27 protein-coding genes and 2 tRNA genes are annotated in these 23,453 nt (G+C 40.6%); 7 read left to right on the top strand and 22 right to left on the bottom strand.

Going from position 1 to position 23,453, the window contains the following annotated elements; all coding sequences use genetic code 11:
- Positions 1–129: 129 nt before the first annotated feature.
- Entirely contained in the window at positions 130–1,026 is an 897-nt protein-coding gene (locus CC90_RS0103405; RefSeq protein ID WP_031389422.1) for an alpha/beta hydrolase, read from the bottom strand.
- A 139-nt stretch (positions 1,027–1,165) separates the two neighbouring features.
- On the opposite strand from CC90_RS0103405, the gene CC90_RS0103400 reads away from it, so the two are divergent.
- Positions 1,166–2,473: a condensation domain-containing protein gene (locus CC90_RS0103400; RefSeq protein WP_031389421.1), complete on the top strand. Its 1,308-nt coding sequence runs from the start codon at positions 1,166–1,168 to the stop codon at positions 2,471–2,473.
- Between the two features lie 12 nt (positions 2,474–2,485).
- Positions 2,486–3,190, top strand: coding sequence for a DUF6320 domain-containing protein (locus CC90_RS0103395; RefSeq protein ID WP_031389420.1), 705 nt, complete (start codon positions 2,486–2,488; stop codon positions 3,188–3,190).
- On the opposite strand, the gene CC90_RS0103390 is transcribed toward CC90_RS0103395, so the two are convergent.
- The 13 genes from CC90_RS0103390 to mscL all read right to left on the bottom strand — a co-directional run bounded on the left by CC90_RS0103390 (position 3,140) and on the right by mscL (position 11,144).
- Positions 3,140–3,814, bottom strand: coding sequence for a DUF4125 family protein (locus CC90_RS0103390; protein ID WP_051869271.1), 675 nt, complete (start codon positions 3,812–3,814; stop codon positions 3,140–3,142). The genes CC90_RS0103395 and CC90_RS0103390 overlap by 51 nt on opposite strands.
- A 58-nt stretch (positions 3,815–3,872) precedes the next feature.
- The gene (locus CC90_RS22905; RefSeq protein WP_157837527.1) at positions 3,873–4,625 is read right to left on the bottom strand and encodes a GerMN domain-containing protein; all 753 of its coding nucleotides are present in this window, start codon (positions 4,623–4,625) and stop codon (positions 3,873–3,875) included.
- 180 nt (positions 4,626–4,805) lie between these two features.
- On the bottom strand, positions 4,806–4,970 hold the full coding sequence (locus CC90_RS24335; protein ID WP_165919324.1) for a DUF6774 domain-containing protein: 165 nt from the start codon (positions 4,968–4,970) through the stop codon (positions 4,806–4,808).
- 73 nt (positions 4,971–5,043) lie between these two features.
- Positions 5,044–5,505 (bottom strand): HIT family protein, encoded by a 462-nt coding sequence (locus CC90_RS0103375; protein ID WP_031389417.1) that lies wholly within the window; start codon positions 5,503–5,505, stop codon positions 5,044–5,046.
- 101 nt (positions 5,506–5,606) lie between these two features.
- A complete protein-coding gene (locus tag CC90_RS0103370; RefSeq protein WP_031389416.1) occupies positions 5,607–6,140 on the bottom strand; it encodes a DUF3877 family protein in 534 nt (177 codons plus the stop codon).
- Between the two features lie 50 nt (positions 6,141–6,190).
- Positions 6,191–6,376 carry a DUF6440 family protein gene (locus tag CC90_RS0103365; RefSeq protein WP_031389415.1) on the bottom strand — a complete coding sequence of 62 codons (186 nt, stop codon included), beginning with the start codon at positions 6,374–6,376 and terminating at the stop codon, positions 6,191–6,193.
- A gap of 44 nt (positions 6,377–6,420) precedes the next feature.
- The gene (locus CC90_RS0103360; RefSeq protein ID WP_031389414.1) at positions 6,421–6,963 is read right to left on the bottom strand and encodes an NUDIX hydrolase; all 543 of its coding nucleotides are present in this window, start codon (positions 6,961–6,963) and stop codon (positions 6,421–6,423) included.
- A 3-nt stretch (positions 6,964–6,966) separates the two neighbouring features.
- The gene (locus tag CC90_RS0103355; protein WP_031389413.1) at positions 6,967–7,536 is read right to left on the bottom strand and encodes an AAA family ATPase; all 570 of its coding nucleotides are present in this window, start codon (positions 7,534–7,536) and stop codon (positions 6,967–6,969) included.
- A gap of 76 nt (positions 7,537–7,612) precedes the next feature.
- Positions 7,613–7,864 (bottom strand): hypothetical protein, encoded by a 252-nt coding sequence (locus CC90_RS0103350; RefSeq protein WP_031389412.1) that lies wholly within the window; start codon positions 7,862–7,864, stop codon positions 7,613–7,615.
- A complete protein-coding gene (locus CC90_RS0103345) occupies positions 7,851–8,291 on the bottom strand; it encodes a cytidine deaminase family protein (RefSeq protein WP_031389411.1) in 441 nt (146 codons plus the stop codon). Before CC90_RS0103345 ends, CC90_RS0103350 begins: the two co-directional genes overlap by 14 nt.
- A 116-nt stretch (positions 8,292–8,407) precedes the next feature.
- Positions 8,408–10,141, bottom strand: a complete 1,734-nt coding sequence (locus CC90_RS0103340; protein WP_051869269.1) for a bifunctional lysylphosphatidylglycerol flippase/synthetase MprF — start codon at positions 10,139–10,141, stop codon at positions 8,408–8,410.
- Between the two features lie 327 nt (positions 10,142–10,468).
- Positions 10,469–10,552 (bottom strand) — tRNA-Leu (locus tag CC90_RS0103335).
- A 178-nt stretch (positions 10,553–10,730) separates the two neighbouring features.
- The gene (gene mscL, locus CC90_RS0103330) at positions 10,731–11,144 is read right to left on the bottom strand and encodes a large conductance mechanosensitive channel protein MscL (protein ID WP_031389409.1); all 414 of its coding nucleotides are present in this window, start codon (positions 11,142–11,144) and stop codon (positions 10,731–10,733) included.
- A gap of 245 nt (positions 11,145–11,389) precedes the next feature.
- On the opposite strand from mscL, the gene CC90_RS0103325 reads away from it, so the two are divergent.
- Positions 11,390–12,166: a hypothetical protein gene (locus CC90_RS0103325; RefSeq protein WP_031389408.1), complete on the top strand. Its 777-nt coding sequence runs from the start codon at positions 11,390–11,392 to the stop codon at positions 12,164–12,166.
- A gap of 257 nt (positions 12,167–12,423) precedes the next feature.
- Here CC90_RS0103325 and CC90_RS0103320 read toward each other — a convergent pair.
- The 4 genes from CC90_RS0103320 to CC90_RS0103305 form a co-directional block, all read right to left on the bottom strand.
- Positions 12,424–12,507 (bottom strand) — tRNA-Leu (locus CC90_RS0103320).
- Positions 12,508–12,674: 167 nt separating this feature from the next.
- Positions 12,675–12,944, bottom strand: coding sequence for a hypothetical protein (locus CC90_RS0103315; RefSeq protein ID WP_132038553.1), 270 nt, complete (start codon positions 12,942–12,944; stop codon positions 12,675–12,677).
- Between the two features lie 190 nt (positions 12,945–13,134).
- Positions 13,135–13,446: a hypothetical protein gene (locus CC90_RS0103310; RefSeq protein WP_031389406.1), complete on the bottom strand. Its 312-nt coding sequence runs from the start codon at positions 13,444–13,446 to the stop codon at positions 13,135–13,137.
- Positions 13,447–13,638: 192 nt separating this feature from the next.
- A complete protein-coding gene (locus tag CC90_RS0103305) occupies positions 13,639–14,637 on the bottom strand; it encodes a hypothetical protein (protein ID WP_031389405.1) in 999 nt (332 codons plus the stop codon).
- A gap of 519 nt (positions 14,638–15,156) precedes the next feature.
- On the opposite strand from CC90_RS0103305, the gene CC90_RS0103300 reads away from it, so the two are divergent.
- From CC90_RS0103300 to CC90_RS0103280, 4 genes are all read left to right on the top strand, one after another.
- Positions 15,157–15,372, top strand: coding sequence for a hypothetical protein (locus tag CC90_RS0103300; RefSeq protein WP_031389404.1), 216 nt, complete (start codon positions 15,157–15,159; stop codon positions 15,370–15,372).
- Positions 15,369–15,689, top strand: a complete 321-nt coding sequence (locus CC90_RS0103295; protein ID WP_031389403.1) for a hypothetical protein — start codon at positions 15,369–15,371, stop codon at positions 15,687–15,689. The genes CC90_RS0103300 and CC90_RS0103295 overlap by 4 nt, the downstream gene beginning before the upstream one ends.
- 722 nt (positions 15,690–16,411) lie before the next feature.
- On the top strand, positions 16,412–16,585 hold the full coding sequence (locus CC90_RS24155; RefSeq protein ID WP_157837526.1) for a hypothetical protein: 174 nt from the start codon (positions 16,412–16,414) through the stop codon (positions 16,583–16,585).
- Positions 16,586–17,449: 864 nt separating this feature from the next.
- On the top strand, positions 17,450–18,139 hold the full coding sequence (locus tag CC90_RS0103280; protein WP_051869268.1) for a gamma-glutamyl-gamma-aminobutyrate hydrolase family protein: 690 nt from the start codon (positions 17,450–17,452) through the stop codon (positions 18,137–18,139).
- Here the strand turns inward: CC90_RS0103280 and CC90_RS0103275 are convergent.
- The 4 genes from CC90_RS0103275 to trkA form a co-directional block, all read right to left on the bottom strand.
- Positions 18,103–19,269: an Mbeg1-like protein gene (locus CC90_RS0103275; protein ID WP_051869267.1), complete on the bottom strand. Its 1,167-nt coding sequence runs from the start codon at positions 19,267–19,269 to the stop codon at positions 18,103–18,105. The genes CC90_RS0103280 and CC90_RS0103275 overlap by 37 nt on opposite strands.
- A 12-nt stretch (positions 19,270–19,281) precedes the next feature.
- The gene (locus CC90_RS0103270; protein WP_330373178.1) at positions 19,282–20,307 is read right to left on the bottom strand and encodes a nucleoid-associated protein; all 1,026 of its coding nucleotides are present in this window, start codon (positions 20,305–20,307) and stop codon (positions 19,282–19,284) included.
- A gap of 271 nt (positions 20,308–20,578) precedes the next feature.
- Positions 20,579–22,015 carry a TrkH family potassium uptake protein gene (locus tag CC90_RS0103265; protein ID WP_031389398.1) on the bottom strand — a complete coding sequence of 479 codons (1,437 nt, stop codon included), beginning with the start codon at positions 22,013–22,015 and terminating at the stop codon, positions 20,579–20,581.
- Between the two features lie 73 nt (positions 22,016–22,088).
- Positions 22,089–23,444 carry a Trk system potassium transporter TrkA gene (gene trkA / locus CC90_RS0103255; protein WP_031389397.1) on the bottom strand — a complete coding sequence of 452 codons (1,356 nt, stop codon included), beginning with the start codon at positions 23,442–23,444 and terminating at the stop codon, positions 22,089–22,091.
- Positions 23,445–23,453: the final 9 nt, after the last annotated feature.

Here is a 23,453-nt window from a genome sequence, read left to right as displayed (position 1 = left end):
ATCACTCAGCTTTTACCTTTACCTTTCGCTGCCACATACAAAAATCAATCACTGTATTAAATATTCTCGGCCCGTTTAGATATTCCTTTATTTTTTCTTCATTTTACAGTTATTTTTTTATCGCACGATTTAGCGGCATACATCATAAATGAATTCCGCATTTTTATCCATGGCTTCATATGCCGTCTTAAAGGGCGACATCTGGAACACATGCCACATTCCTTTGAATATATCGATTTTCACGGAAACATTGGCTTTTGCCATCTTCTTATGAAGCAGAGTGGCATCATTTAGCAGCATCTCATTATCGCCCACTTGTATATAAGTCGAGGGAAAGCCTTCAAAATCTCCAAAAACCGGTGAAATCAAAGGATTTTCCAAATCCTGCCCGGAGGCATAGTTTTGTATCATCTGCCCGATATACTCTTCATTCAATACGGGGTCCACCTCTTTTTTGTTCCCGTAGGACTTCCCTGAGGAGGTCAAATCTGTCCAGGGGGACATCAGCACAAGTCCTCTGGGAAGAAGCCTTTCTCCCTCTTTCAACTTAAGAGTAAGAGCGAGAGCCAGATTCCCTCCTGCAGAATCTCCCGCTATCACCACATCCCGTGCCCCGTAACCTAAGAGCATAAGATAGTCCCATGCCGCCACGGCATCCTCCAATGCCGCGGGATAAGGGTGCTCCGGCGCCAGCCTGTAGTCGAAACTGAACACGTCCATCGAAGTTGACACAGCCAGCTTTGTCGTCAAGGTTCTGGCATACTGACTGCTGCCCGTGGAATAACCCCCGCCATGGCAGTATAGTATTACATGCTTTTTCATATGAGCTCTGTTTACAGCAATCCATTCCCCGTACATCTCACCGATACGAACTGCCTTCACAGTAGTTTCCTTGCTGTTTCCCAAAAGAGCACCAAAATAATCCTGAGACTGCCTGTACTTCTCAATATCCGCATTTTCCACCACGCTATGAACTCGTTTGATAAGGTTCATCAAATTTTGATTTCTTTTATCCGACTTTGCCATATGAATCGCCGCACCTTTCCTATAAATAATAAGCATAATCTATTATTTTTAAGTCAATTCTATCACATAATTTGCATTTTGTGGTATACTCTATACATTACAGTAAGAATCTTTAATCTTTCTATTTCGGGGGATATTTATGACCGCACGCAAGGACAAGACAACACCGCATAAAAAAAGCGAGAAACGGACCTGGTATAAACTGGATCTGTCCGCCATCGTATATCCCACTCTTCAGCGTAAGGATTTCTCTTCCGTTTACCGGCTTTCCGTGGTGCTGAAGGAGACTATACGCCCCGATGTTTTACAGCAGGCGGTGGATATTGCGCTGAAACGCTTTCCCACATATAAAGTAGCTATCCGAAAGGGCTTGTTCTGGCGTTACTTAGAACCCAATAACAGACCCGGTCCCTTCGTTCAGCCCGACATCAAAAATCCCTGCATGCCCATGCCCTTCAAAGCCAATAATCGCTATTTGATCCGAATCTATTATCACGAATGCCGGATTGCGCTGGAAGCACATCACAGCTTAGGCGACGGCAGCGGCGGCATGTGCGTACTTCAGACGATTACCGCGGTTTACCTGCGCCTGTTAGGGCACGAGATTTCCTGCGGCGGCTTCGTTCTGGATGTGGATGGGGAACCTGATCCCGAAGAGCTGGAGGATGCATACATGCGTTATGCCAATGCGAAAGTGCGCCCGCCCCGCCCCGGGGAAAAGACTTACCGGGTACGCGGTACAAAGGAGCCCTTTTACACGCTCAATATTGTCGACGGCATTATGTCCGTAAAGGAGGTCATGAACGTCGCCTCCAAATATCATGCTACGATTACAGAATATTTGAATTCTGTACTTTTATACTCTTTGCTGCAAAAGCAGGCGGAGGAATTGCACCTGAAGCTGCGTCCGGTAAAAATCGCCATGCCAGTCAATCTAAGGCGCTTTTTTCCTTCCAAGACACTGCGCAATTTCATAACCATGATATATCCCTCCATCGATCCGAGGCTTGGAGAATATACCTTCGAGGAAATAGTAGTCCATGTGCATAATTACATGCGCTATTATATCAATGAAAAATTTTTAAGAGGAGAGATTACCACGAATGCGGCAACTCAGCGGAATCCGGTAATACGCGTCATCCCTCTTTTTATCAAAGATTTTACCGTCCGCTTTTTTTATACGAAGATTCAGGATAAGAATTCCTCCGCAGGGCTTACCAACATGGGGGCGTTAAAGGTACCGGAGGATATGAAGCAGCATATCGAGCGATTTGATATTTATATGGGGCAGCCCTTTTCCTCACGTACCAACTGCGCCATTTCCAGCTTCGAGGACACCCTTACCATCAACTTTGCCAGCAGCATCATCGAGGCGGATGTGGAGCGGTACTTTTTCCGCAAGCTTGTACAGGACGGAATTCATGTTAAAATAGAAAGCAACCGATAGGAGGTAACCTATATGTCATATTGTGTAAATTGCGGTGTGGAATTGGATGCGGACCTGCAAAAATGCCCGCTCTGCCATACACCGGTCATCAACCCGAGCGAGCTGAAGAAAATGGAACGTCCGTCCTCTTACCCCCATGAAAAAGGGCAAGTAGAGGTCGTAAAAAGAAAGGATTTGGGAATTCTTTTGTCGGTAGTTCTCGGCGCTGCTGCCGTAAGCTGTGCGCTGCTCAACCTGTTGGTCTTTACTAACAGTATGTGGTCGCTGTTAATCATCGGTATATGTATTATTCTTTTCGTGTTGGCCGTTCCGGCTGTCATATACACGAAGCTGCCCATTTATCTGTCGCTGTTGTTTGACGGGATTGCTGTCGGAGGATATTTGTACATGATTACCTATCTTACCCCCTCTGCCGAATGGTTCTGGCTGCTCGCTTTGCCGATTACAGCGTTAGTAACACTGTTAGTTGAAATATTCACGTTCCTGCTTCGTACCTTTCCTATTTCTTTTATTACTACGACGTTATACTTTTTCGCAGAAATCGCTATTCTATGCGTGGGTATCGAGCTTCTCATCGACAAGTTCCTGCTAAAACCAATGGGATTGTCATGGTCTGCCGTAGTTCTGACCGCATGCAGCATTATTGTCATCGCACTTATTACTCTTTTATCCAAAAGGCGGCTGCGCGATGAGGTCAGAAGGCGGCTGCACTTTTAGTCCGTGCCTTTCTTCTGCTTCCTCGATGCTCTTATAGCCATAGAATTTCGTTTCGTTCTCAATGATCTGCTTCTCCAGATTTTCACCTTTTTCATGGACTTCTTTGGTCTGTGCCAGTAACAAACTTACCGTTTTCTCCGAATAGGTCAGAAGCTCCCCTCTGAAATAACTTTCCATGGAGGAACCGTTAGCAGGAGAATCCTCCTGTGTTTTGGCCACCCTTCCGTTTTCCCTCAGATTCGGATAATGGGAAATCATCTCATTATCCCACTCCAGATGGATAGCCACCAGCTCCTCCACCAGCTCTTTTTTGCGTTCGGAGGCCATCGGTATATATTCTTTTACCCTCTCATATTCCTCCGGATATGTAACTTCCATCATCCTCGCATATTTTTCAAACAGAAGGTTCCTGCCTTCTTCACAGGCCACCTTTAAATCCTCCATATAGCTCTTAAGTATTTCGTCAGTATAAACCATCCACTGGCTCATTCTCATACGGAAAAACGTATCCGGATCCTCCTGACAGGAAGCCCTTCCTCCGGTATTATAAACATGCTGAAACATATCCCATTCAATCTGTGCAATATCGAAAATCAACTGTTCCCTTTCCGTAATTTCTGCCATCTGTTATCTCCTCGTCCTTCTGTCTTTCTTTTATGTCCATGATACCTGCTTAAACACCCTATTCGAAATCGAACTTTGGCTCTGTAAAAGTCAATGGCTCATCGTATACCGCATGGTTGGTTTCTATGGTTTTTCCCTCCACTGTAATTTGAAGCGCTTCCGCTTCATATGCCTGTAAGAAAGTATCCGTAAGCGCCGCCATAATCACGGCCTCTCCGCTGCTTCCCATAGTCTTTAAATATTCTCCGAAGGCTTTCGAAAGGTCCAGGTAAATAAGACTGTTTTCCTCCTCTACCCGGAAGTCATTTACATTTGTATCTATAGAAACGATATTATGCCCCGCCAGATAGCCGATAATCGCATTAGCCGTCACTTCTTCCACGAGTACCGTCTCCGATTCCAGACCGTCTGCCTTGCTGTTGCTGTAATAAATTACCAACTCCTGCAAATTCTGTAAATCGGTCACATCATCTCCATATTCGCCTGTATTTTGTAAATCCGCCGCTTTGCTGCCGCGCTCAGTTTCTCCGCTTTGCACTTCGTTCTGCTGTTTCGTCCCGTCTATGGTTCGCTGCGTTTCTTCGTTCGCAGCCTGCTCTTTTGTCTGAGTATCTTCTCTGAGGCTTATGAGCTCATCCACGATACTGCCCATTCCGCCTTCGGCCCCTATCTCCTCTGACGCCACAGCAGAGAAGTCCTCCGCCTGCATTACCTCCGGGGCAGCTTCTTCAGAATTCTCAGAATTGCCGCACGCCGTAAATGTCACGCCCACAAACAGCATTGCCAGTGTCATCCATCTCTTCTTTTTCATACTCCACTCCAATCCCCTTCTTAGAGCATCGTCCGCACGCATACTCTCTTCCCCGACCGCCCGCCTCCAGCATGACTGTCAATTTATTATATTTTATCATAGGATGGGAGAAAAGGCAAAAAAGGACTTTCGACAAAATCCGGGCTGCAAGAAAGCTTGGAGTGCTCTCGATAGGGCAGGTCACTCTTCCTTATTACATATTTCATCGTGTGTAAGCATGGTGGCCAAAGTATCGCCCAGTTGAGAAAAAATAGCCGATAACATTGCGATTTCATCCTTGTCGCAGCAATTGCTTATGGCGCAGGCGGTAGCAGTAATAAAAGTAACCAGTTCACAAGAATTCATAAAAACACCTCTGCTACATGATATGAGGCAGGATTCAATTGTGATAGCAATAAACTAAAACAGCTTAATTATTTTACCGCTTCTCCAACAGCTTAATCAATTCATCCTCCAGTTTCTCTTTCAGCACGGATAATTCCTGCTCGCCCGGAAGATACTCTTCTGCATACATTTCCGCCTTACTAAGCTTCCATACCGGCCCCGCTACCGGCGTGTCTGAGGCTCTTCTGGGAAAAAAGTGCCAATGCATGTGAACTGCATTTCCTGTGCCTAACAATTCATAGTTGAGCTTATCGGGATGAAAAGCGTTATATACAGCTTCTGCAACCAATGACATTTCCTGTAAGAATGTATACCTGAAATTCTGCTCTAAGAAATGCAGCTCTGTCACATGTTCCTTGCATAGGAAAAGCGTATAGCCCTTAAATCTTTGATAATCACCGATAACCACGTATCCCGTTTGAAGCTCCCTCACAAAGTAAGGATTATTTCCCTGCAAAATCAACTCGATTCTCTTACATACCATGCATTCGCACATTCTGCAACTCCTTCATATCCTTATTTTCTTATTCCTGTTTTAGAATACGGCCTGACAGCCGTCCGAATTCTTTAACTCGTTCTTCACGGGCAGGCCACTGCCTAAAAACCAAAGTCCTCATAGTCTTCCTGCAGGAATCGATGATATATGATATGGCCTTCTTCCACGGTAAAGCAATAATAATAACTGTCGGGATGCTGGTCTTTGAAGTAAATAAGATAATTGAATTCGCCGTTATCCACTTTTTCAAAATGAATATCTTGGGAATAGCTGCAAAATATGTTTAAGATATCTTCTATCGTACATCCATGCTTTTGTACCGTTTCCACCAGTTCCTTGATAAATTCGTTCTTATCCATATTATCATGGATGTATTCAACTCCCTTTTCAGGAATGGCGAAGCAAAATCTGTCTTTTTCGTTTGTGACTTGAATATCTCCTAATTTATCCCTCACCTGTTGACAAAAGACCTGCAGTAACTCTTTCATTTGCCGAATGCCATATTCATCATCAAAAAAATGATTCAAGGAACGCAGCGGATAGTACAGCCTCACCGTTTCCTTCCGGTATCCCAATTTAGCTTGCTCTTCTTTTATTATGTCAATTATATTTTTTTCAAGTTTTTCGTAGCTCAACCTTAATTCCTCCATAAAAATCCTGATTTTATAGCCCTCTATAACGGAGTCTAACTATTCAGAATAGACGTAACGATCGGCTTCCCGTCACGGTCCAGCAAAGGCGTTAACCCTCCGGCATAGCCGTCCTCATGAAACATATAATTTACACCGGTTTCCTTATCCACCCAGATTTCAGTTTTTGTTAATGCTCCTTGAGAATATATTTTTTCAAATCGATCATTCTTCCTTGCCATTTTCTTTGTCTCCTTCATAATCATAGATATCTTTTTGTATTTTTTTATAAATAAAACTGAATAGCATATAATAATGCAAGCATTGACACTCCACAATGTGTTTCATTATTTTTCAGCAAATCAATAACTTCATCTTTCTTTATCCACCGCTTACTTCTTACTTCATTTTCATCAAAATCTCCTGTTTCATTTTTTACCTTTGCGACAAAAACATGCAAAAGTAAATCGGAAGTGCCGTTACTTGGATTATGACAACATAAATAAGTTAAATCTTTAATTTCACAACCAGTTTCTTCCAGACATTCGCGTTTTGCAGCCTCTTCCGGCGTTTCCTCCTTTTCAATACCTCCTGCGGGTATTTCCCATTCAAGCCTGTTGGTAATGTATCTTTTGGATTGAATCATAAGTATTTCATCATTTTCATTGCAAATCACGACACATACGGCTTCATTAGGGTAATGTATATTATGATAAGTGCCTATAATATGTCCATCAGGCATCTGTACCTTATCAGAATATAAGGACACCCAATCGCTTTCATATATTATTTTTCTATCAAGCTTTTGCGGGAATTTGTCTTCTATCATTTTTTATTTTACCTCTGCCGCCAACATTTTAGTATTGGAAAAAAACTCCTTGACTATTATTTCTGCACTTTTATTTAACTCCTCCTCACCGTTAAGGCGAATTACTTTACAATGCAGTGTATCAGCCCATTCTTTATGTGTCTTCATACATGGAGAACCGTCCGAATCATACCTTGCTGAATTGTCAAGAAAACGCTGGTGTTCTTCATACATATCTCCACCTTCCATAATTCTGTCTCCAAAACTTTCATATTCTCGTTTATGAATGCGGTCAAGTCTTGTTTCCGCAGAATCTGTGATATGTACCGCCAAGCGAAATAGCGCATCAAAAGGTGTATGAAAGCTATCCATCGAACCCGCCATAACGAAATATTTTCCTTTGGATATATCTGTCATCAACCTGTTGATTTTTTCCTCACGAGTGTACATAACAGTAAATGGTCTGTCCGTATCTTTTCTCCAAATATAATCATCTATATCAAAATATGGAAAATCAAGCTCTTTGGCAACCATTCTTCCCAAGGTCGTTTTGCCTGAACCGGCTGGTCCGAAAATAATAATTCCTTCCGGCATTTTTACACCTTCTTTCTACTAATCCCAAGTTTCTTCCATGCATTTTTTTACGCTCACTTCATGAAACCGGAGGATATTACCCATGCAATCCTCTTGACTGTCTATCCATATCCTCAACGACAATATCATAGATTTCTCCTAAGGAAGAACAGTACTCCAATACCTCCCAAGGCTCATTCGTATGGAAATGTATCTTAATGAGTTCTTCATCTCCCACTGCTAAAAGACAATCCCCATTAAAATTGTTTGTAAAATAATCAGTAATGATATCTTCATCAAGATCTTTTCCCTCAAGCAATAACTGCGTATCATATTTAAATTCCAGCATTTCTTTCCTCCTTGTATCGTTCCATCCCCCACCATTTTGGCAGCAATTCTTCTAATGTAATGACTTCTCTTTTAGCATAATCGACCATAATCTCCATGTCTTTGTTTTTTAAAGACAATTGCATGAGAAACTCCCTGCATGCTCCGCAAGGCATACCGCTGCCTTCACCAATCGGAGGTTCATCGCAAAATGCTATCATTCTCTTAATTACAGTTTGCCCACTGTTCACATACATATTAAGAACAGCTACTCTTTCGGCACATAAGTTCATAACACCACTACAGCTTTCAATACAAAATCCCGTATAAATATCTCCATTTTCACTTTCCAAAGCACATACCACATGATGCGCATACACGAATGGAGATACATCCTCCGGATGATATTCTTCTCTTGCCCTTAAATATAACTTTTCCCAAATATCCATATAACCCTTTCTTATCACCCCTTTTATATCAGAAACTCTGTTATCATTTGCTCTTCCTTTTTATGAAAACATTCCCGTTCCTTCTGTTTTTGAGTAGATATGTCGTATAATTTATCTTATACTTTTCTATTTTGATACAGCAGTTTAATCTGCTGTAAAATATAGTCTTTTACCCCTTTGGGATTTTGCACTTTAATAATGGAATACGCTATCTTAGGTGTGAAAACACTAGGATAATATGCTAAATACCGTGGTTCCCATGCTGTTGGTCCGTATTTTCTCTTATACTGGTGCAGCGTTTTAAAACCATAAAAATTATTTAAATGCTCATAAATCAATTCTAATACAAGGCTGGTAATCGGTTTACACTCCTCACCTTCTCTGACATTGGCCAATGGTGCAAGACCAAGGCTTCCCCATTTTACTCCCTCATTCTTCATTGCCCGAAATGCACATATAACAATTTTTTCCATTACACCAATTGGAGCCTCTTTTCTTCTGCGGGTGACATCGGAATAATAACCTTCTCCCCCTGCAAAGGGCACAAAAACAATGAATCCCTGCACTATATTTTGAGAATCCACCGCAACAAAATATCTTCTATCCATAGGGTTATCCAGCGCTATACTGCCAAGCAGAAAAGATAATTCCCCGCTCTTCTTGAACGCCAGCCATTCTTGTGAAACATCCATGATTTGTTCTTCTAATTGCTTGTTTCTCTTTTCGCGCGGTTTATATTCAAAAACCTCGATTCCCAATCTATTGGCATTATTAATAGCCTGCCGCACCTTTGCTGCTTTACTTCCGGAGATATTATAGGACTCAAGTTCAAACATGGCCTCTTCTCCATATTTGGTAATACCAAACCTCATATCCTTGTATATGCTTAACATATTCTCCGTAGTTTGGCAGAAGCAGATATCCAACTCGTTTTGCCTGCAAAATGAAATAAATTCACTTAAAAGGATAACTGCATCCTCTTGCCTGCATACGGGATCTCCAACACAAACCGCAACCCCTGCGGCGGCAACATATACGATTGCTCCCTCCACATTACTTCCAAAGTAATATTTTTTATCTTCCTCTATTGCTACGTAGGATGTTGGATTATCCCCATATAAGCTTAGATAATTCCTTACTTTTTCCCTATCCCGCAAGGAAACAATCGGTTGATAGACCAACGGTTTTAAAATAAGAAACAGCGCTGATATAAGGCTGATCCAGTTGAGTGCAATGGCCGATTGTCCAAAAAGCCTGGCTGCTCTCGTTTTGGGTTCAATAACGGAAACGTCCATATAAAAAAACAGTTGAAATGAGCGTATTACCGAATCCATAAAGTCGTCAATATTTGTATAATGGGTTTCCATAATCAGCAGTCCCAATGCTGTATTCAATAACACCATAAATAACGAAATGGATGCAATTATAAATCCCCACTTTAAATTTATAGGATTTGATACCCTGTTAAAGTCCTTATGTGAGACAACTAAAACCAATATGACGAAAACTTCCGATAATGTAAATGCATTGATATAGTCATGAAATGTTAAAATATGTAGAAGCACTGATACCGGCAATACGCTTACTATAATAATCCAAGCCATTCTCATTCTTTTATACAGCCTGTAGCTCAGAAAGATCAGAATAAACCCAACTGCTGTAGACACTGTCCGGTGAAGCAACATAGTTTCCGGTCTGAAAAAAGCATAATGCTGCCCGATAAAATCCAGTACCTTAAATTTATGAGGCAGTGAAAATATTATGTTCCCTATTCCCGACATTATAATAAGAATAATAGCCAAGTTGACTATCTTACGTTTTAAGCTGTTAGATAATTTAAAAATAATCATACAACCCCTTTCTTAGTATAATTACTTAACATTTTACCGCCGGCAGTCAAGTCGCTATCGAAAAATGCTACCCTTCTTATTTGGTTAATGAATTCCCATACTTTATAAAATCAAGGCGGAATGAACCTATGATATATATCCGTATTCCACTATAGAACAAAAGTGCGCTCCGTATATTCTTGCAGCCAAACACTTCGGCCGCACAGCTTTTGCTTGGCGCGCGTAGCTGTGCAGCCATTGTCGCTGTAACAAATGTCTTTTCCTAATTACATAAAAACAAAGAAGTCCACTGCATCCGCAATTGACTTCTTTCGACAAATATTATACTGCGGAAGAAGGGACTTGAACCCTCACGATGTAACCATCACAAGATCCTTAGTCTTGCTCGTCTGCCAATTCCGACACTTCCGCATAGCGCAATCACTCACGCCGCAAGTAGGATAGTATCATTTTGAAAGAAAAAAGTCAATATATTTTTAACAATTTTATAAAAATTATTCTTTCAGTATTACACCAAATCCTCCGGTACGTATAAAATGCCCTTTTTATAATATCCTTATCACATTAGTATGAGAAAAGTTCTATACCTCTATTGTCCCAGCTGGGAAGTACACGAAGGACAACGGGTTGCTTCCGTATGAATATCACTGTAGCAATACGGACATTTCTTCGTTGCTGGAGCTTGCGCCTGCTCCTCCGGCTTCTTGCCTGCTGCTAAGAGCTTGTTCATCAGTTTGACAATCAAAAATATGACAAACGCCATTATAATGAAATTTACAAGGCTGGTCAAAAAGGCGCCATATGCAATCGTTACACCGAAAACCTCCAGCTTCAGCAAGTCAAAGTTCTGTCCGGCAAAAAGACCGATAATCGGTGAAAGGATATTGTCTGTCAGGGAGGTTACCACTCCTTGAAACGCAGCTCCAATAATTACGCCGACAGCCAGATTCATGACGTTTCCTTTCGAAATAAATGCTTTGAATTCATTAAAAAAGTTTTTCATCGCAACAATTCTCCTTCTAAGTCAATAACCTTTTTTCACGTTCATATGCTCGAGTATACCACAATATAAAAAATTTAAAAACTAAAAACGGCAGGATATCACAGTATATCCACTTTTACCATTGAATTCCATATCATTCCCTGCTATAATATAAGCAATCATAGGGATATTATACCCTATTTAACTATCTTACAAAAGCAAAAAGAAGGCACGGATGCCTCTGTAATTATCAAAGGAGTGATTATATGAATATTAATGCAAGAACTGATGTTTCTTATTTGTTTTCCAATTTATCATCTTCCCGTTCAAGCTCTAGTCTCGGTAATCTGAACTATTTATCTGACTATGCCGGTATTAAGAACGGAAGCTATGGAAAGCTTTTAAAAGCATACTACGATAAGGTAGGCAGCGATTCTTCGAGTACCTCAACAAGCAATTCCTCGAAGCTTTCTATTTCCCTGGCCGCCGACTCCGCTAAGACTCTGGCTGCCATCGAAAGTTCTGCCGACAAGCTGAAAGATTCTGCCGATGTTTTAATTAACAAAGGAAAGGATTCTTTATTTAAAGAAAAAGATGTAACTGTAAAAAATGATGACGGTACCACTACTACCACGAAGCAGTATGATACGGAGGCTATATATAAAGCGGTATCAACTTTCGTTACCAACTATAATTCGCTTATCAACTCGGTATCGAAATCGGATTCTTCTTCGGTTTCAAAAGCGGCATCCAACATGACGAATATCTCGAGTTTATATTCTAAGACGTTGGAAAAGGTTGGAATTACGGTAGGAAGCGATAATAAACTCACGCTTGATAAAGAGGCTTTGAAATCGGCTGATATTTCTGCTTTAAAGTCTGTTTTCAACAATTCACCTTCGTTCGCTTACAGCATTTCAACTCAGGCTTCCTATATCGACTATGCGGCAAGCCGCGAGGCTCTGAAAGCAAATACTTATAATTATGCCGGCTCTTACAGCAGTAATTATTCGGTAGGTAATTTACTTGACAGCTTGCTATAAAATTAAATATTCAAGTACATAATACAAACGGGTCGGCAAGATACAGCCGATCCGTTTTTTTGTAATTAGTAATCAGTAAAAGGCTCTTATTACAGAAAAGCGACATGCAGCTAAGCGATATATGAATAGGCTGCACTTCAATGAAAAAATACAAAGAACAAAAGCTGTGCTGCGCACCCATTTTTATGTAAGTGAATCACTTTCCTGTTACAAAAAAATCGCCTTTATGAAAACCGAAGCTTCATAAAAGCGATAAGTGCAGGAAAAGGGACTTGAACCCTCATGATATTGCTATCACACGGACCTGAACCGTGCGCGTCTGCCAATTCCGCCATTCCTGCACGCAAAGATTATTTTATATGTTTTTTGGCATTCTGTCAACAGTTAAATTAATATTTTAAAGCATCATAAATTAATATTTCAAAGTATCATTTTAAAGAATCTTTTAAGTCATTTAAAATATGACATCCTCCTATAATGAGCCAATCATGGACAATAGGCCACTGAATTATATTAAACTTTTTACAATGAGCAGGCTCTCAAATAAGGTCACCATTCTATAGTCACTGCTTACCAGCTCCTTCTCCTTCTCGCTGCCTTCATATTTTCCTTCATATCCCGAATCTATATATTTATATAAAGTCCCTGCCTCTACCACATATTCATTCAGTTTGTTTCCCGTCAGCATGTTAAGCCCAAGTTCTTCACATAATGCTCTAAATGCGTCAAATTTATCTATATTTCCCTCGACTGCCGTTTTTACCATTACTTTTGCCATAACATTCAATACCCTTTTTCCTTTTTACAGTAAATCTTTTCCAATTATTCTTAAAGTTTGACAGATTAAAATATTACACTATATAATGAGAACGCATACTTCACGTATGTATCAAACTTCTTGGCCTATCGGCCTTTAAGTTACAAATTGTTCGAGAATGAGCCGAGGTATTGCCAGTACTGCTTGAGGCTCATTCTTTTATTGTCAGGAATATGCTGTATTCTCCGAATATCAGCTCGTAGCTTATCGTGTATGTATTCAACAGCCTGCTTCCATACTGCTGTTTGTCGATTCTGTCAATAGCATATAAATCAATCTCCTCGGCACCGGAGGCCCCTCTGGCATATAACAACAGCCGATTGCCGTCTCGTTTATGCAGCATCTTACGTAATATCGCCTTACGGGATTTCATCTCAAAATTGGTCATCTTTGGCAGGATTTTCACAGCCAGGGTTTGTCCGATATATTCATCGAGTTCATCTAAAAAATCATCTGTCTCCATGTCCCCTCCATTCGAACGTTTGTTCTTTTTCTCATATTATTACATTTCAGAGTTAATGTCAACTATCAATGCTCAGAACATATATGAGAATATTTCAATTGTGTATGCATTCAAAAAACAATACATCATGATATCTTAGCTTAGTATCGCACATCCGCACATTGTTCGTTGTAAAAAAAATACTATCCGTTTTTAACGATAGTATTTTCCTCTCACTATATATGGCAGACACTTTCTTCTTATTTCCAGAGGAGCGGTATTTCCCGCTGAAAATCCATATTCATCCGATAAATCCTTAATTCTCGTAAACCCTCTTTGGTTCAGCCTCACATAAAATAACTTAATGTAATACTCAACCGGTTTATTTTCTCTGTCGCATATCCCTTTTATATAATTAACAAAACCCGAAATATAGAGCATATCCGCAGATACGCTATAACCCGCATATTGAGAAATGCGAATGAAATACTTACCGACAATTGCTGCCATTCTGGATTTGTACAGTTCATCGGTCAGGCCGTCAATCTCCTTTATCTTAATAATATAATCTTTATATTGGCTCATATATTGAACACTTATTTTATTATCATTACCGATAAATTCCTTTCTCGTCCAGCACACTTCCCATGCGTAACAGCTTTTATACTGCCTTAGCAATTCGAAAAATCTATGAGACATCTGCTTACATATTCCGCCCGTGCATATTGTGAGATTATCAAAGTCCACATCGCTGTATTTAAGCCTTATGAAATCATCGATCGTTCTTATGCCTTCATAAAATCCCCTGATCAGCAGCTCGTAAAATATTTTATTAAGCCTCATGCTGTCTATCAGGCGTTCTACCGTATCATCGTAAAAGACTGTAATATCCATAGCCTCAATTGTTTTAAAAATAAAAGCCTCATCATCGAATTCCTCATCCCTTAGATGATTGCTGCTTATATACCCTTTACCGACGCACCAATCCAAAAATAAACTCAATTTATTTTTTTGATTTAAAACATATTTGATGGATTTCGGATTCCCGCAGATTTTATAAATAACGAAATCCACCAGTTCTTCTCTGGACATACCGAATATATCCGAGTCCCATACTATTTCCTTGTTTAACGCCTGCGCGGCCGTTTTATTGGTCCGGATGAACTCCAGAACCATTTTCTTATATTCTTCAGGGGTATATTGCTTTAGCATACCGTTTACCTCTTTTCTTATATGGAGTAAATATACTATAGTTATGACAGTCATGTCAAGGAATATTTTCATTATGTTAAATTAGTAATAATAAGCTGACAATGCCCCGAATTACGTATCCAAATAAGAATCGTATCTTGCTATTATTATTTTAAAATTCATTATAAACTGCCATTTTTTATCCCCTCTAACATAATTTATTTATTCCTTGACAAACAAATGTTCGAGTGCTAATATCTGTATATGGTAACCCACTGCTCCCATATGGAGCCCATCTTCTATCGTGGCTGATAAAGGATGACTTTAACAATTTGTAACTTTATACTTTCCACTTTTAGCGTAAAAACAAACGCTCCTTGACAATTTCATACAGCAAAAGTGTACTTCACACACTCTCACAGCCAAACGCCCCAGCAGCACAGCTTTTGCCTGGCGCGTTGCTGCGCATCCATTTTTATATAATAGCAGCACTTTCCTATTATAAAAAATAAATGAAAAGGAGGATTATCAAAATAATAAATGACGAAATTACAACGTAACATGCTGCGTATACCGACCCGGGAAGAATTCCACCACGCCTACGCAGGAGAGATAAGTCCCCGTGATTTCAATCAGAGCCGTCCGGCGGGCCTGGCAATCCGGGAGACAGTCAATGTTTTAATATTTAATGATGAATGCAGAAAAAAAATTAATTATTCCAACTTCACTAATAAGGAAAGGAACCACAGCTTATGAAATATATAAAACAAGGCTTCGCCATTTCGGTGCCGGTAAATGAAGACTATACAGTTAGGGCCAACATATTAAAAACGGATACCGATAAACCGAACATCTATGATTTCACATTCGAAATATCTCAGAATAGCATTGGACAATACCATAGTGTTGCCGGCGATGAGGTTTACCGGATGGAATCGGACAGTATAAACAGGGACGTAGCAGATTATATCCTAAAAACATATCAGGAAGGCTTTTTCTCAGCCACTATTAAAAAATATGAATATCTCATCAGTTTTATAGAATTCGGTGCTTGGAATTATGAAAGAAGGTAATCAGTCATAGATAAAACACAATATACACTCATTAAGATACCTATCAAAGAAATTGTAAAACAAAATTATAATGTACAGATTACCAGAGAGGCGGAAATAGAAAATGAATATCTGATTGCCCAGGGATACTCTCTTCTCTTCGACCAGATATTAAGACTGCGCGGCAAAAACCGGAACCCTCATATAAAAGAGCTGATACTGGTCGTAGCCAAGAAAGAACAAAAAGAGGAAAAAGTAAGGGAGGCCCTTTCTTTGAATTATTCTCCTATCGTCTCGTAGATCCGCCTGTTCATGATGGAGGGTTATTTCGTATATAGTTTATTTAAGGAACTGCTGCACTCATCGACGATGTTATGCTAAAAAGCCCGCCGTAAAACAGTTTATTTACCGTAAGCTGAAAACATCCATCGACGAGGCGAAGGTTGGGAAGATTTATGACGCTGGATTTTATCATATGCTTGTGTGGGGATATGAACGGCACAGTAAAATTATTATATAGAGACTTATCCTTTATCTTTGCCGCATGTTTGGCACTCACACCATTTGAGTGTTTTATGATAAGAAATGGTAATTTATAACTTTATTTTTTATTTATTTTTTAAAAATCAGAGTCCGTACAATGGGACTCATCTTTTGTTATACTTTTTATATAGAGCTTTATAAGTTTTGATTTTTGCGCAATTGGAACTTATCAACTACATATAGAAAGAAGGGGTATGCATATGAACATCGTTTATAAACCATATTTAAAATTAATCGTAGTTAAAGTTGATCATTTTAACTCCGAAATTATTGATGAAAGAAACTTTGGATATGATGAAGATGGTAAAATTAATAAGTTCAAGCACAAGTATGTCAGAAACGATAATTATACTATATTAAGTATTGATATGTAAAATGATAATGAAATGCTGATCAAGGATTCTATTTCATAGTAAACTTGTAATTCACAAGGAATAAAAATAAAAGCTGTGGTTTTCTGCGGCCACAGCTTTTTTTGTTTTTTTGAATATCTTTAGTTAGCGTAGATTCGTGGTATAAAAAATTATTTATTTATATCTAAAATATTAGTAAAATAAATAATATAGAATCAAAACATCGGTAATGATTTCATATGTTAAAAGTCAGCCCCACAGTTATTGCAATGAAACTGCTTGCCGATTTTCTTGCTGGCAAGTCCCCACAACGCGGTAGACACAGCGAGATTAAATAAACCGATTTTTCTTACACTAGAAGAACCATAATAAGAACAATTTACGGTTCTTTTCTGCTCTGCCAATGGCGAGCTTAGCATCTAATTCAGCTGACATGGAAGGCAATCGAGGATAGATACCATACGGTTATAACACAAGAAGGATTTTGTTTATTGGAAAGACGAGATAATGTAGTTAAAAGAAAACTAGAACTAATTAGTTCAGAACTATACAGTACAAATGATACTATAAATTGTCCAGAGAATGCGGATTATGTAAAAATTTATTTAAATCATTCAATATACGGAGAAATAAAGGACTTTTTCTGGCGAACAGGAATGACAAACATGACGATTAACTATAAGGACGGCTCAAGTTGTTCGGGTGTAATTATCGTTCCCAATATGTCTTCCGGGTTTTCTCTGGATTATGTTCCTCAGAATATTGCCCAATTGATAAAATCCGGTTTCCTTCTCAGCTATCATTACGACATTTTTTGTATACTTTTCTTATCCTTCACATACATTTAAATTAACAAAAGAGATTTTCTCCCAAGAGGATTTTATTATGTATCAAGACAATATATTGCCCTACCGCAGCGATTTGAAGGTAGTAATAGCAGGAAGAGCAAAGGATACCGTTAATTATGAAAAGGCTCTGACCTCCATGGGAGTCTCCTGTCTAACTACAATGGATTTGGCCGATTTGTCAGATTTCGACGCACTTCTTCTTCCGGGCGGAGGGGATATTACTCCTGCCTTTTTCGGACAAAAAAATCAGGGTTCCAGGAATATGGACACCGAACTGGATATCATACAGCTCCAGGCGCTGGACTCCTTCGTAAAACGGGAATATCCAGTACTCGGAATTTGCAAGGGCATCCAGATTATCAACGTTTATTTTAACGGCACGATTATTCAGGATCTTAAACAAGCCCCCCATCATGCGTGGGACAACGGAGACAAAGTTCATTCTTCAGCCTCCCTTCCCGATTCTCCTCTTTTCTCATTATACGGAAGACGTTTCAACGTGAACAGCGCTCATCATCAGGGCATCGGCAAGGTAGGACACAATCTGACCGTTATCCAGACTTCGGATGATAACATTATCGAAGGAATCGTTCACGATTCGCTCCCAATCATCGGTGTCCAATGGCATCCGGAGCGGCTTTTCGACAGCTCCGCTCCCGGCGGTACCGTAGACGGGCGATTGCTGTTTTCTTACTTTTTATCTTTATGTGATACCGCCGGAGCTTGAATTTCCTTTCTTCTCCGGCGTTTCTCTGACCGCTCCTGAAGCTCCTCCTTTGCCTTTGCTCCGGCAACTTCGAATAAGGACACAATGATTTTTTTCATCATCCCTGCCGTCTCAGCATCCAGTCCCTTTACTGCCCCTACTACCGCCAGCATACTCTTTTTCCAGTCCGCAGTAAAATCGATTAATGTTGCCGCTTCAGAAGCGGATACCACATCATACAGCGTGTCCACAAAAGAATGGATGTGTTCCTCATCCAAAGATAAAATCCAATCATTCAAGGCGTCATCCATGAATCTTCTGCTTTTATATATATCCTTTGCCTTTACAAAAGCATCGTCCTTTATAAGCCACGTATAGGGATCGTGCTGCAGCAGGCCGAAGGTCTTGCTTTCAACCACGATATAGCCGTCCTCATGGGCACCAAATAACATCCCTACAATCGACGAATGGGGAAGTATTCTCACTACTCTGTCCGCTATTTTTTCGTATTGTCCACGCTCCCTTATTTCCGGGCGAAAGCCCGGGCCATCGTGGCTGAATATCTTAACGATTCTTTTTTGTATCTCCGGGCCGCAATTCATCGAAGCAAATACAGCAAAATTTCCCCCTTTAGAATGTCCTCCCACATAGAACTCCTTAGAAAATTTCCGGGCCACTGTCTTCATATATTCCACGCTATAGCGCTGCCCCGGCACCGGCTCGGAAAAAGCCAGATTGAAATCCTCTTTCCAACCGACGATTGTCTCATCTGTTCCCCGATACGCAAGATACACCGTCTTATCTTCCAAAAGATAAGTAACTGCCGAAAACTGCGTCTCCCGTTCCGGCTCAATTAAGTTTACATAATAATTCATCTTGAGAGAACCATAACGGGCACTACCCAGCATTCCGGCAAACAGTGCCGTATTCTCCTCTTTATATCTTTCATCTGCGAAAAGCTTCTCCTTTTCCTGATGACGATTCAGATATTCTATTGTGACAAACGGCTTATCTTCCAAAACATCCGGCACAATACCGTCGAATTTCAAATAACTGAACTGGCACAGCACCAAGCTGTCCACTTCATTCATTGGCCTTTTTGCAAACGTATAGTCTCCATATTCTTTCAAATAATCAATAATCGTTCCCATGCCGCATCTCCTCTAAAAACGCGCCTCCAAGTGTCCGATATTCTTAATAAGCACCGATACCGTGCCATCCGGATTCGTAATGAACTCCACGCTTCCGGGATTCTTATACTGCTCCATCGGAATCTTTATTTCGATTCCGGTATCCGTATATAAATGCTGCTTCTGGTATTTTCTTGTCGTTGCCTCGCTTTGCGGCAATATTTCTTCCTTTACCAAGTCGTACTTTTCCATTTTATCCTGAAATGCGACTTTTAACTCCGGTTTTTCCTCAAATATTTTATCCGCAAGCACCTCTACCACAAAACCGCCGTTTTCCTGCAGTTCTTCCTGTATGATGCTTTTCGCCTTCATATGCGCCTCATACTGATCCAGCTCGTCGTAAGCCTCCTTTTGCACCGATTCCACCGCCTTCGTTACAATGGACAGCTTCGACTTATGGGACATATGACTGCTGCATTTAAGAAATAAATAAGAAAAATAATTCGTCTTTTCTCCGTTCACCTCGTACTTTCTCTCTATCACCTGCACCGACAAATCCGTCAGACAAATAATCGCTGCTTCGCTCAGCCTTTGGGACTCCGAGGGCAATATAGACTTATGCCTCATGACCTCATTCGTATTTCCCCCTTCCTCCGATGCCAGAGTCCGATGGGTATAAAGCGATTTATAGTTCATCTTCAAAAACGCCAAATACTCATCCTCCCCGTATTTAAACCTCACGACAATGAGATCCGCCGGTGGAATATCTATGTTACTGTTCATAATACTATACAACAACTCCGCTGCATCCTTACTTATCTCTACAAAAAAATCATCCGAATACTGCTCCAGCATCTTATAAACTTCCGATTCTTCCTTATAGAACTGAGAAGTCTTCCCATCATCCCCCGAAGATATCTTCGCTATATGCTCTTTCAGGAAATCCGCGAACTCCGAACCAAATTCAATCTCCTCATCCGATAATACAGGCATCCCAATCGTTGAATCCAAAATATGTAATATAACCTTCTTTATCCTTATGTCCTCTTTCACCATCATCTATTGTATCGCTCCTATCTGTCCTCATCTTTCCTTATTTACTTATTTTTCCTTTTTATTTCATTTTTACTTTTTATTTCATTTTTTTATTTTATCTTTCCTTATCTTTTTGTCTTTCCTTATCTTTTTCGTCTTCCCTTATCTTTTTCGCCTTCCCCTATCTTTTTCGTCTTTCCTTATCTTTTCCGTCTTTCCTTATCTTTTTTGTCTTCCTTTATCGCTTTCGTCTTCCCTTATCTTTTTCGCCTTCCCCTATCTTTTTCATCTTTCCTTACTTCTTCCATGTTCCCGGTGCCAAAAGTATAAGAATCGGTAAAAGCTCTAACCTTCCTACCAGCATATCAAACATAAGCACAAATTTAGACAGTACCGAAAATGCCGAATAATTCCCCGAAGGCCCTACCATACCAAAACCGGCACCTACATTATTAAAGGTCGCTGCCACTGCCGTAATATTCGTTGTAAAATCAAAATTATTCAATGACAGTACCAGAAATGACCCTAAGAAAATAAATATATAAATCATCGCATATACCAGAACTGATTTCGTCACACTGCTCTCTACCACATGTCCATCCATATGGATCTTTTTAAAGCTTCTGGGATGTATCACATAAGAAACCTCATTCTTAATGGAGCGAACAGTAATAATAAAACGTGATATTTTAAATCCACCGCTGGTACTTCCCGCACAGGCTCCCAACATCGAAAGTATAAATAAAATCGTCTTGGAAAATTCCGGCCACATGTTATAATCCCTGGACGTGAAACCCGTTGTGGTTATTACCGATGTTACCTGAAGCAGCGCATGATGGAAACCATCAAAAGCATTATCAAAAAGGCTTCTCGTATTCAAAGTAATCAGCACCGCGGATAGAAATACAATGCCGAAATAATATCGGAGCTCTTCGCTGGCAAACGCTTCCTTCGGTTTCTTAATGAGTAATAGATAAAACACCTGAAAATTGATGCCGCAGATAAACATCAGTACCGTAAGCACCAACTGTACCGCTACCGAATAGCTTCCCACACTGGAATTAAGGAGTCCGAAACCTCCTGTTCCCACCGCGGAAAAAGACAGTGTAATCGCATCATAAACGGATAACCCGGCTAACATTAAAGAAATCGTTCCCGTAAGCGTAATACCCATATAAATGCCATAAAGTATCATAGCCGTAGTCTTTACCCGAGGCACCAGCTTGCCTACGCGTGGACCCGGACTTTCTGCTCTGAGAAGGTGCATATTATAGCTTCCGGACAAGGGCAGAACTGCCAAAATCAATACCAGGACACCCATCCCTCCTATCCAGTGGGTAAAGCACCGCCAAAACTGAGCGCTTCTCGATAAAACCTCCACATCCGTAAGAATGGTTGCCCCTGTAGTCGTTAAACCCGAAACCGTTTCGAACAAGGCATCCGTATAAGAAGTGATCTCCCCGCTTAGATAAAAGGGCAGAGCACTTACAAGACTCAATACAATCCAGCTCAGGGATACGGTCACGAAGCCTTCCTTCGCATAAAACACTTTATTCTTCGGTTTAAACCGCCTTCCTATCAAACTGACCGCAAAGCAGACCAACATAACAGCCCCAAAAGAAACAGCGCTTTTTTCACGGTATACTATACCTACCAGACAAGGCAAAGACATGAATAATGCCTCGAACTCCAAAACCCTGCATAGTATATAACGTATCATCGAATAATTCATTTTACCTTCCCCTGCCTAAAAGTATTCCTGAAATACAGAATATTTTTAATCCTCGAATCGTACTCTATAACATTCATACCAAAATATCCTTTATATCCTGCAAACCGGTTATCGTTGTAGCCAGCACTACAGTATCCCCTACACCGATCCGGCTCTGTCCGCTGGGCGTAATGATATTTCCCTTATGATTAATACTGCACAGCAGTATATTCGGTTTTAGGTTAAGCTCCACCAAAGGAATTCCTACTACCGGGCATTCCTCTCTCACTAAAAACTCTAAAATCTCCACCTTATCGTTACTCATCCGATATAGTGTTTCAATATTGCTTCCGATGGAATTCTGCATCGCTCTTACATATTTAATGATCATCTCTGCCGTAAGATACTTGGGATAAATAACGCTTCCCAGGTCCAGCTCTTCTATGATCTCATCATATGCTATGCGGTGTACTCTGGTAATCAGTTTCGCCTTGGATATGCTCTTAGCGAAAAGAGAAAGCATAATATTTTCCTCATCGAAATTGGTAAGTGCCACAAAAGCCTCCGCCTGCGGCAGCCCCTCCTCCATTAATAAGTTCCTATCCGTGCCGTCTCCTAAAATCAGCGTCGCCTGCGGCAGAAGCTCGCTCAGCTCGCTGCATCTTTTCTTGTCCTTTTCCACAATTTTAACATCGATACCGATAGAAAGGAGCTGGCATGCCAAATAATATGCCGTTTCTCCTCCGCCAACGATAAATGCGTCCTTGGCCCGAGTGGTAGGCACCTTCAGTTTCTTGAAAAACAGAACTGAATTCTTCACCGAGCCCACTACGGAGATTTCGTCCTTCGCCCGAAGAATGAAATCTCCGGCAGGAATAAATACTTCGTCTCCCCTTTCCACCACACATATGAGCACTCCGCATTTCATCTGTGCGGATATACTTTTTAAGGACTGGTCGCATAGCGACGAGCCCTCTTCTATTTTATATTTTACCAGCTCGATTCTTCCCTTTGCAAAAGTATCAATCTTGATGGCCGAAGGGAACTTAAGCACCCTCGCTATTTCAAGCGCTGCCGCATCCTCCGGATTGATGATCATGGACAGCCCCAATTCTTCTTTAATAAAGTTTATTTCTCTGCTGTAAACGGGATTTCGCACCCGCGCTATGGTATGACAGTCACCTGCCTTCTTCGCGATCAGACAGCACAATAAATTGAGCTCGTCGGACCCGGTGACCGCAATGAGCAGATCCGCTTCATCGATTCCGGCATTTTTCTGTATGGAATAACCGGCTCCGTTACCTACGATTCCCATAACATCGAAATTGCTGCTCACGTTATGTACCACATCACTCTTCATATCGATGACTGTAATATTATGTCCTTCTCTGCTTAGCTGCTCCGCTAATGTGGCTCCCACATTGCCGCATCCTACAACAATGATCTGCATGATATCCTC

The organism is Kineothrix alysoides, assembly GCF_000732725.1.
GTDB lineage: Bacteria > Bacillota > Clostridia > Lachnospirales > Lachnospiraceae > Kineothrix > Kineothrix alysoides.
Note: the sequence above shows the minus strand (reverse complement) of the source record. Positions and strands in the feature narration are given on the sequence as shown.

What these genes read in the sequence shown, in the direction of transcription:
- CC90_RS0103275 (WP_051869267.1), bottom strand. Translation starts at nt 19,269, where the DNA reads ATGGGAACGATTATTGATTATTTGAAAGAATATGGAGACTATACGTTT.
- CC90_RS0103405 (WP_031389422.1), bottom strand. Translation starts at nt 1,026, where the DNA reads ATGGCAAAGTCGGATAAAAGAAATCAAAATTTGATGAACCTTATCAAA.
- CC90_RS0103350 (WP_031389412.1), bottom strand. Translation starts at nt 7,864, where the DNA reads ATGCTGGAATTTAAATATGATACGCAGTTATTGCTTGAGGGAAAAGAT.
- CC90_RS0103295 (WP_031389403.1), top strand. Translation starts at nt 15,369, where the DNA reads ATGAAATATATAAAACAAGGCTTCGCCATTTCGGTGCCGGTAAATGAA.
- CC90_RS0103390 (WP_051869271.1), bottom strand. Translation starts at nt 3,814, where the DNA reads ATGGCAGAAATTACGGAAAGGGAACAGTTGATTTTCGATATTGCACAG.
- CC90_RS0103265 (WP_031389398.1), bottom strand. Translation starts at nt 22,015, where the DNA reads ATGAATTATTCGATGATACGTTATATACTATGCAGGGTTTTGGAGTTC.
- CC90_RS0103270 (WP_330373178.1), bottom strand. Translation starts at nt 20,307, where the DNA reads ATGATGGTGAAAGAGGACATAAGGATAAAGAAGGTTATATTACATATT.
- CC90_RS0103345 (WP_031389411.1), bottom strand. Translation starts at nt 8,291, where the DNA reads ATGGATATTTGGGAAAAGTTATATTTAAGGGCAAGAGAAGAATATCAT.
- CC90_RS24155 (WP_157837526.1), top strand. Translation starts at nt 16,412, where the DNA reads ATGAACATCGTTTATAAACCATATTTAAAATTAATCGTAGTTAAAGTT.
- CC90_RS0103280 (WP_051869268.1), top strand. Translation starts at nt 17,450, where the DNA reads ATGTATCAAGACAATATATTGCCCTACCGCAGCGATTTGAAGGTAGTA.
- CC90_RS0103340 (WP_051869269.1), bottom strand. Translation starts at nt 10,141, where the DNA reads ATGATTATTTTTAAATTATCTAACAGCTTAAAACGTAAGATAGTCAAC.
- CC90_RS0103325 (WP_031389408.1), top strand. Translation starts at nt 11,390, where the DNA reads ATGAATATTAATGCAAGAACTGATGTTTCTTATTTGTTTTCCAATTTA.
- CC90_RS0103310 (WP_031389406.1), bottom strand. Translation starts at nt 13,446, where the DNA reads ATGGAGACAGATGATTTTTTAGATGAACTCGATGAATATATCGGACAA.
- CC90_RS0103375 (WP_031389417.1), bottom strand. Translation starts at nt 5,505, where the DNA reads ATGTGCGAATGCATGGTATGTAAGAGAATCGAGTTGATTTTGCAGGGA.
- CC90_RS0103315 (WP_132038553.1), bottom strand. Translation starts at nt 12,944, where the DNA reads ATGGCAAAAGTAATGGTAAAAACGGCAGTCGAGGGAAATATAGATAAA.
- CC90_RS0103305 (WP_031389405.1), bottom strand. Translation starts at nt 14,637, where the DNA reads ATGCTAAAGCAATATACCCCTGAAGAATATAAGAAAATGGTTCTGGAG.
- CC90_RS0103365 (WP_031389415.1), bottom strand. Translation starts at nt 6,376, where the DNA reads ATGGCAAGGAAGAATGATCGATTTGAAAAAATATATTCTCAAGGAGCA.
- mscL (WP_031389409.1), bottom strand. Translation starts at nt 11,144, where the DNA reads ATGAAAAACTTTTTTAATGAATTCAAAGCATTTATTTCGAAAGGAAAC.
- CC90_RS0103400 (WP_031389421.1), top strand. Translation starts at nt 1,166, where the DNA reads ATGACCGCACGCAAGGACAAGACAACACCGCATAAAAAAAGCGAGAAA.
- CC90_RS24335 (WP_165919324.1), bottom strand. Translation starts at nt 4,970, where the DNA reads ATGAATTCTTGTGAACTGGTTACTTTTATTACTGCTACCGCCTGCGCC.
- CC90_RS0103360 (WP_031389414.1), bottom strand. Translation starts at nt 6,963, where the DNA reads ATGATAGAAGACAAATTCCCGCAAAAGCTTGATAGAAAAATAATATAT.
- CC90_RS0103355 (WP_031389413.1), bottom strand. Translation starts at nt 7,536, where the DNA reads ATGCCGGAAGGAATTATTATTTTCGGACCAGCCGGTTCAGGCAAAACG.
- trkA (WP_031389397.1), bottom strand. Translation starts at nt 23,444, where the DNA reads ATGCAGATCATTGTTGTAGGATGCGGCAATGTGGGAGCCACATTAGCG.
- CC90_RS0103395 (WP_031389420.1), top strand. Translation starts at nt 2,486, where the DNA reads ATGTCATATTGTGTAAATTGCGGTGTGGAATTGGATGCGGACCTGCAA.
- CC90_RS22905 (WP_157837527.1), bottom strand. Translation starts at nt 4,625, where the DNA reads ATGAAAAAGAAGAGATGGATGACACTGGCAATGCTGTTTGTGGGCGTG.
- CC90_RS0103300 (WP_031389404.1), top strand. Translation starts at nt 15,157, where the DNA reads ATGACGAAATTACAACGTAACATGCTGCGTATACCGACCCGGGAAGAA.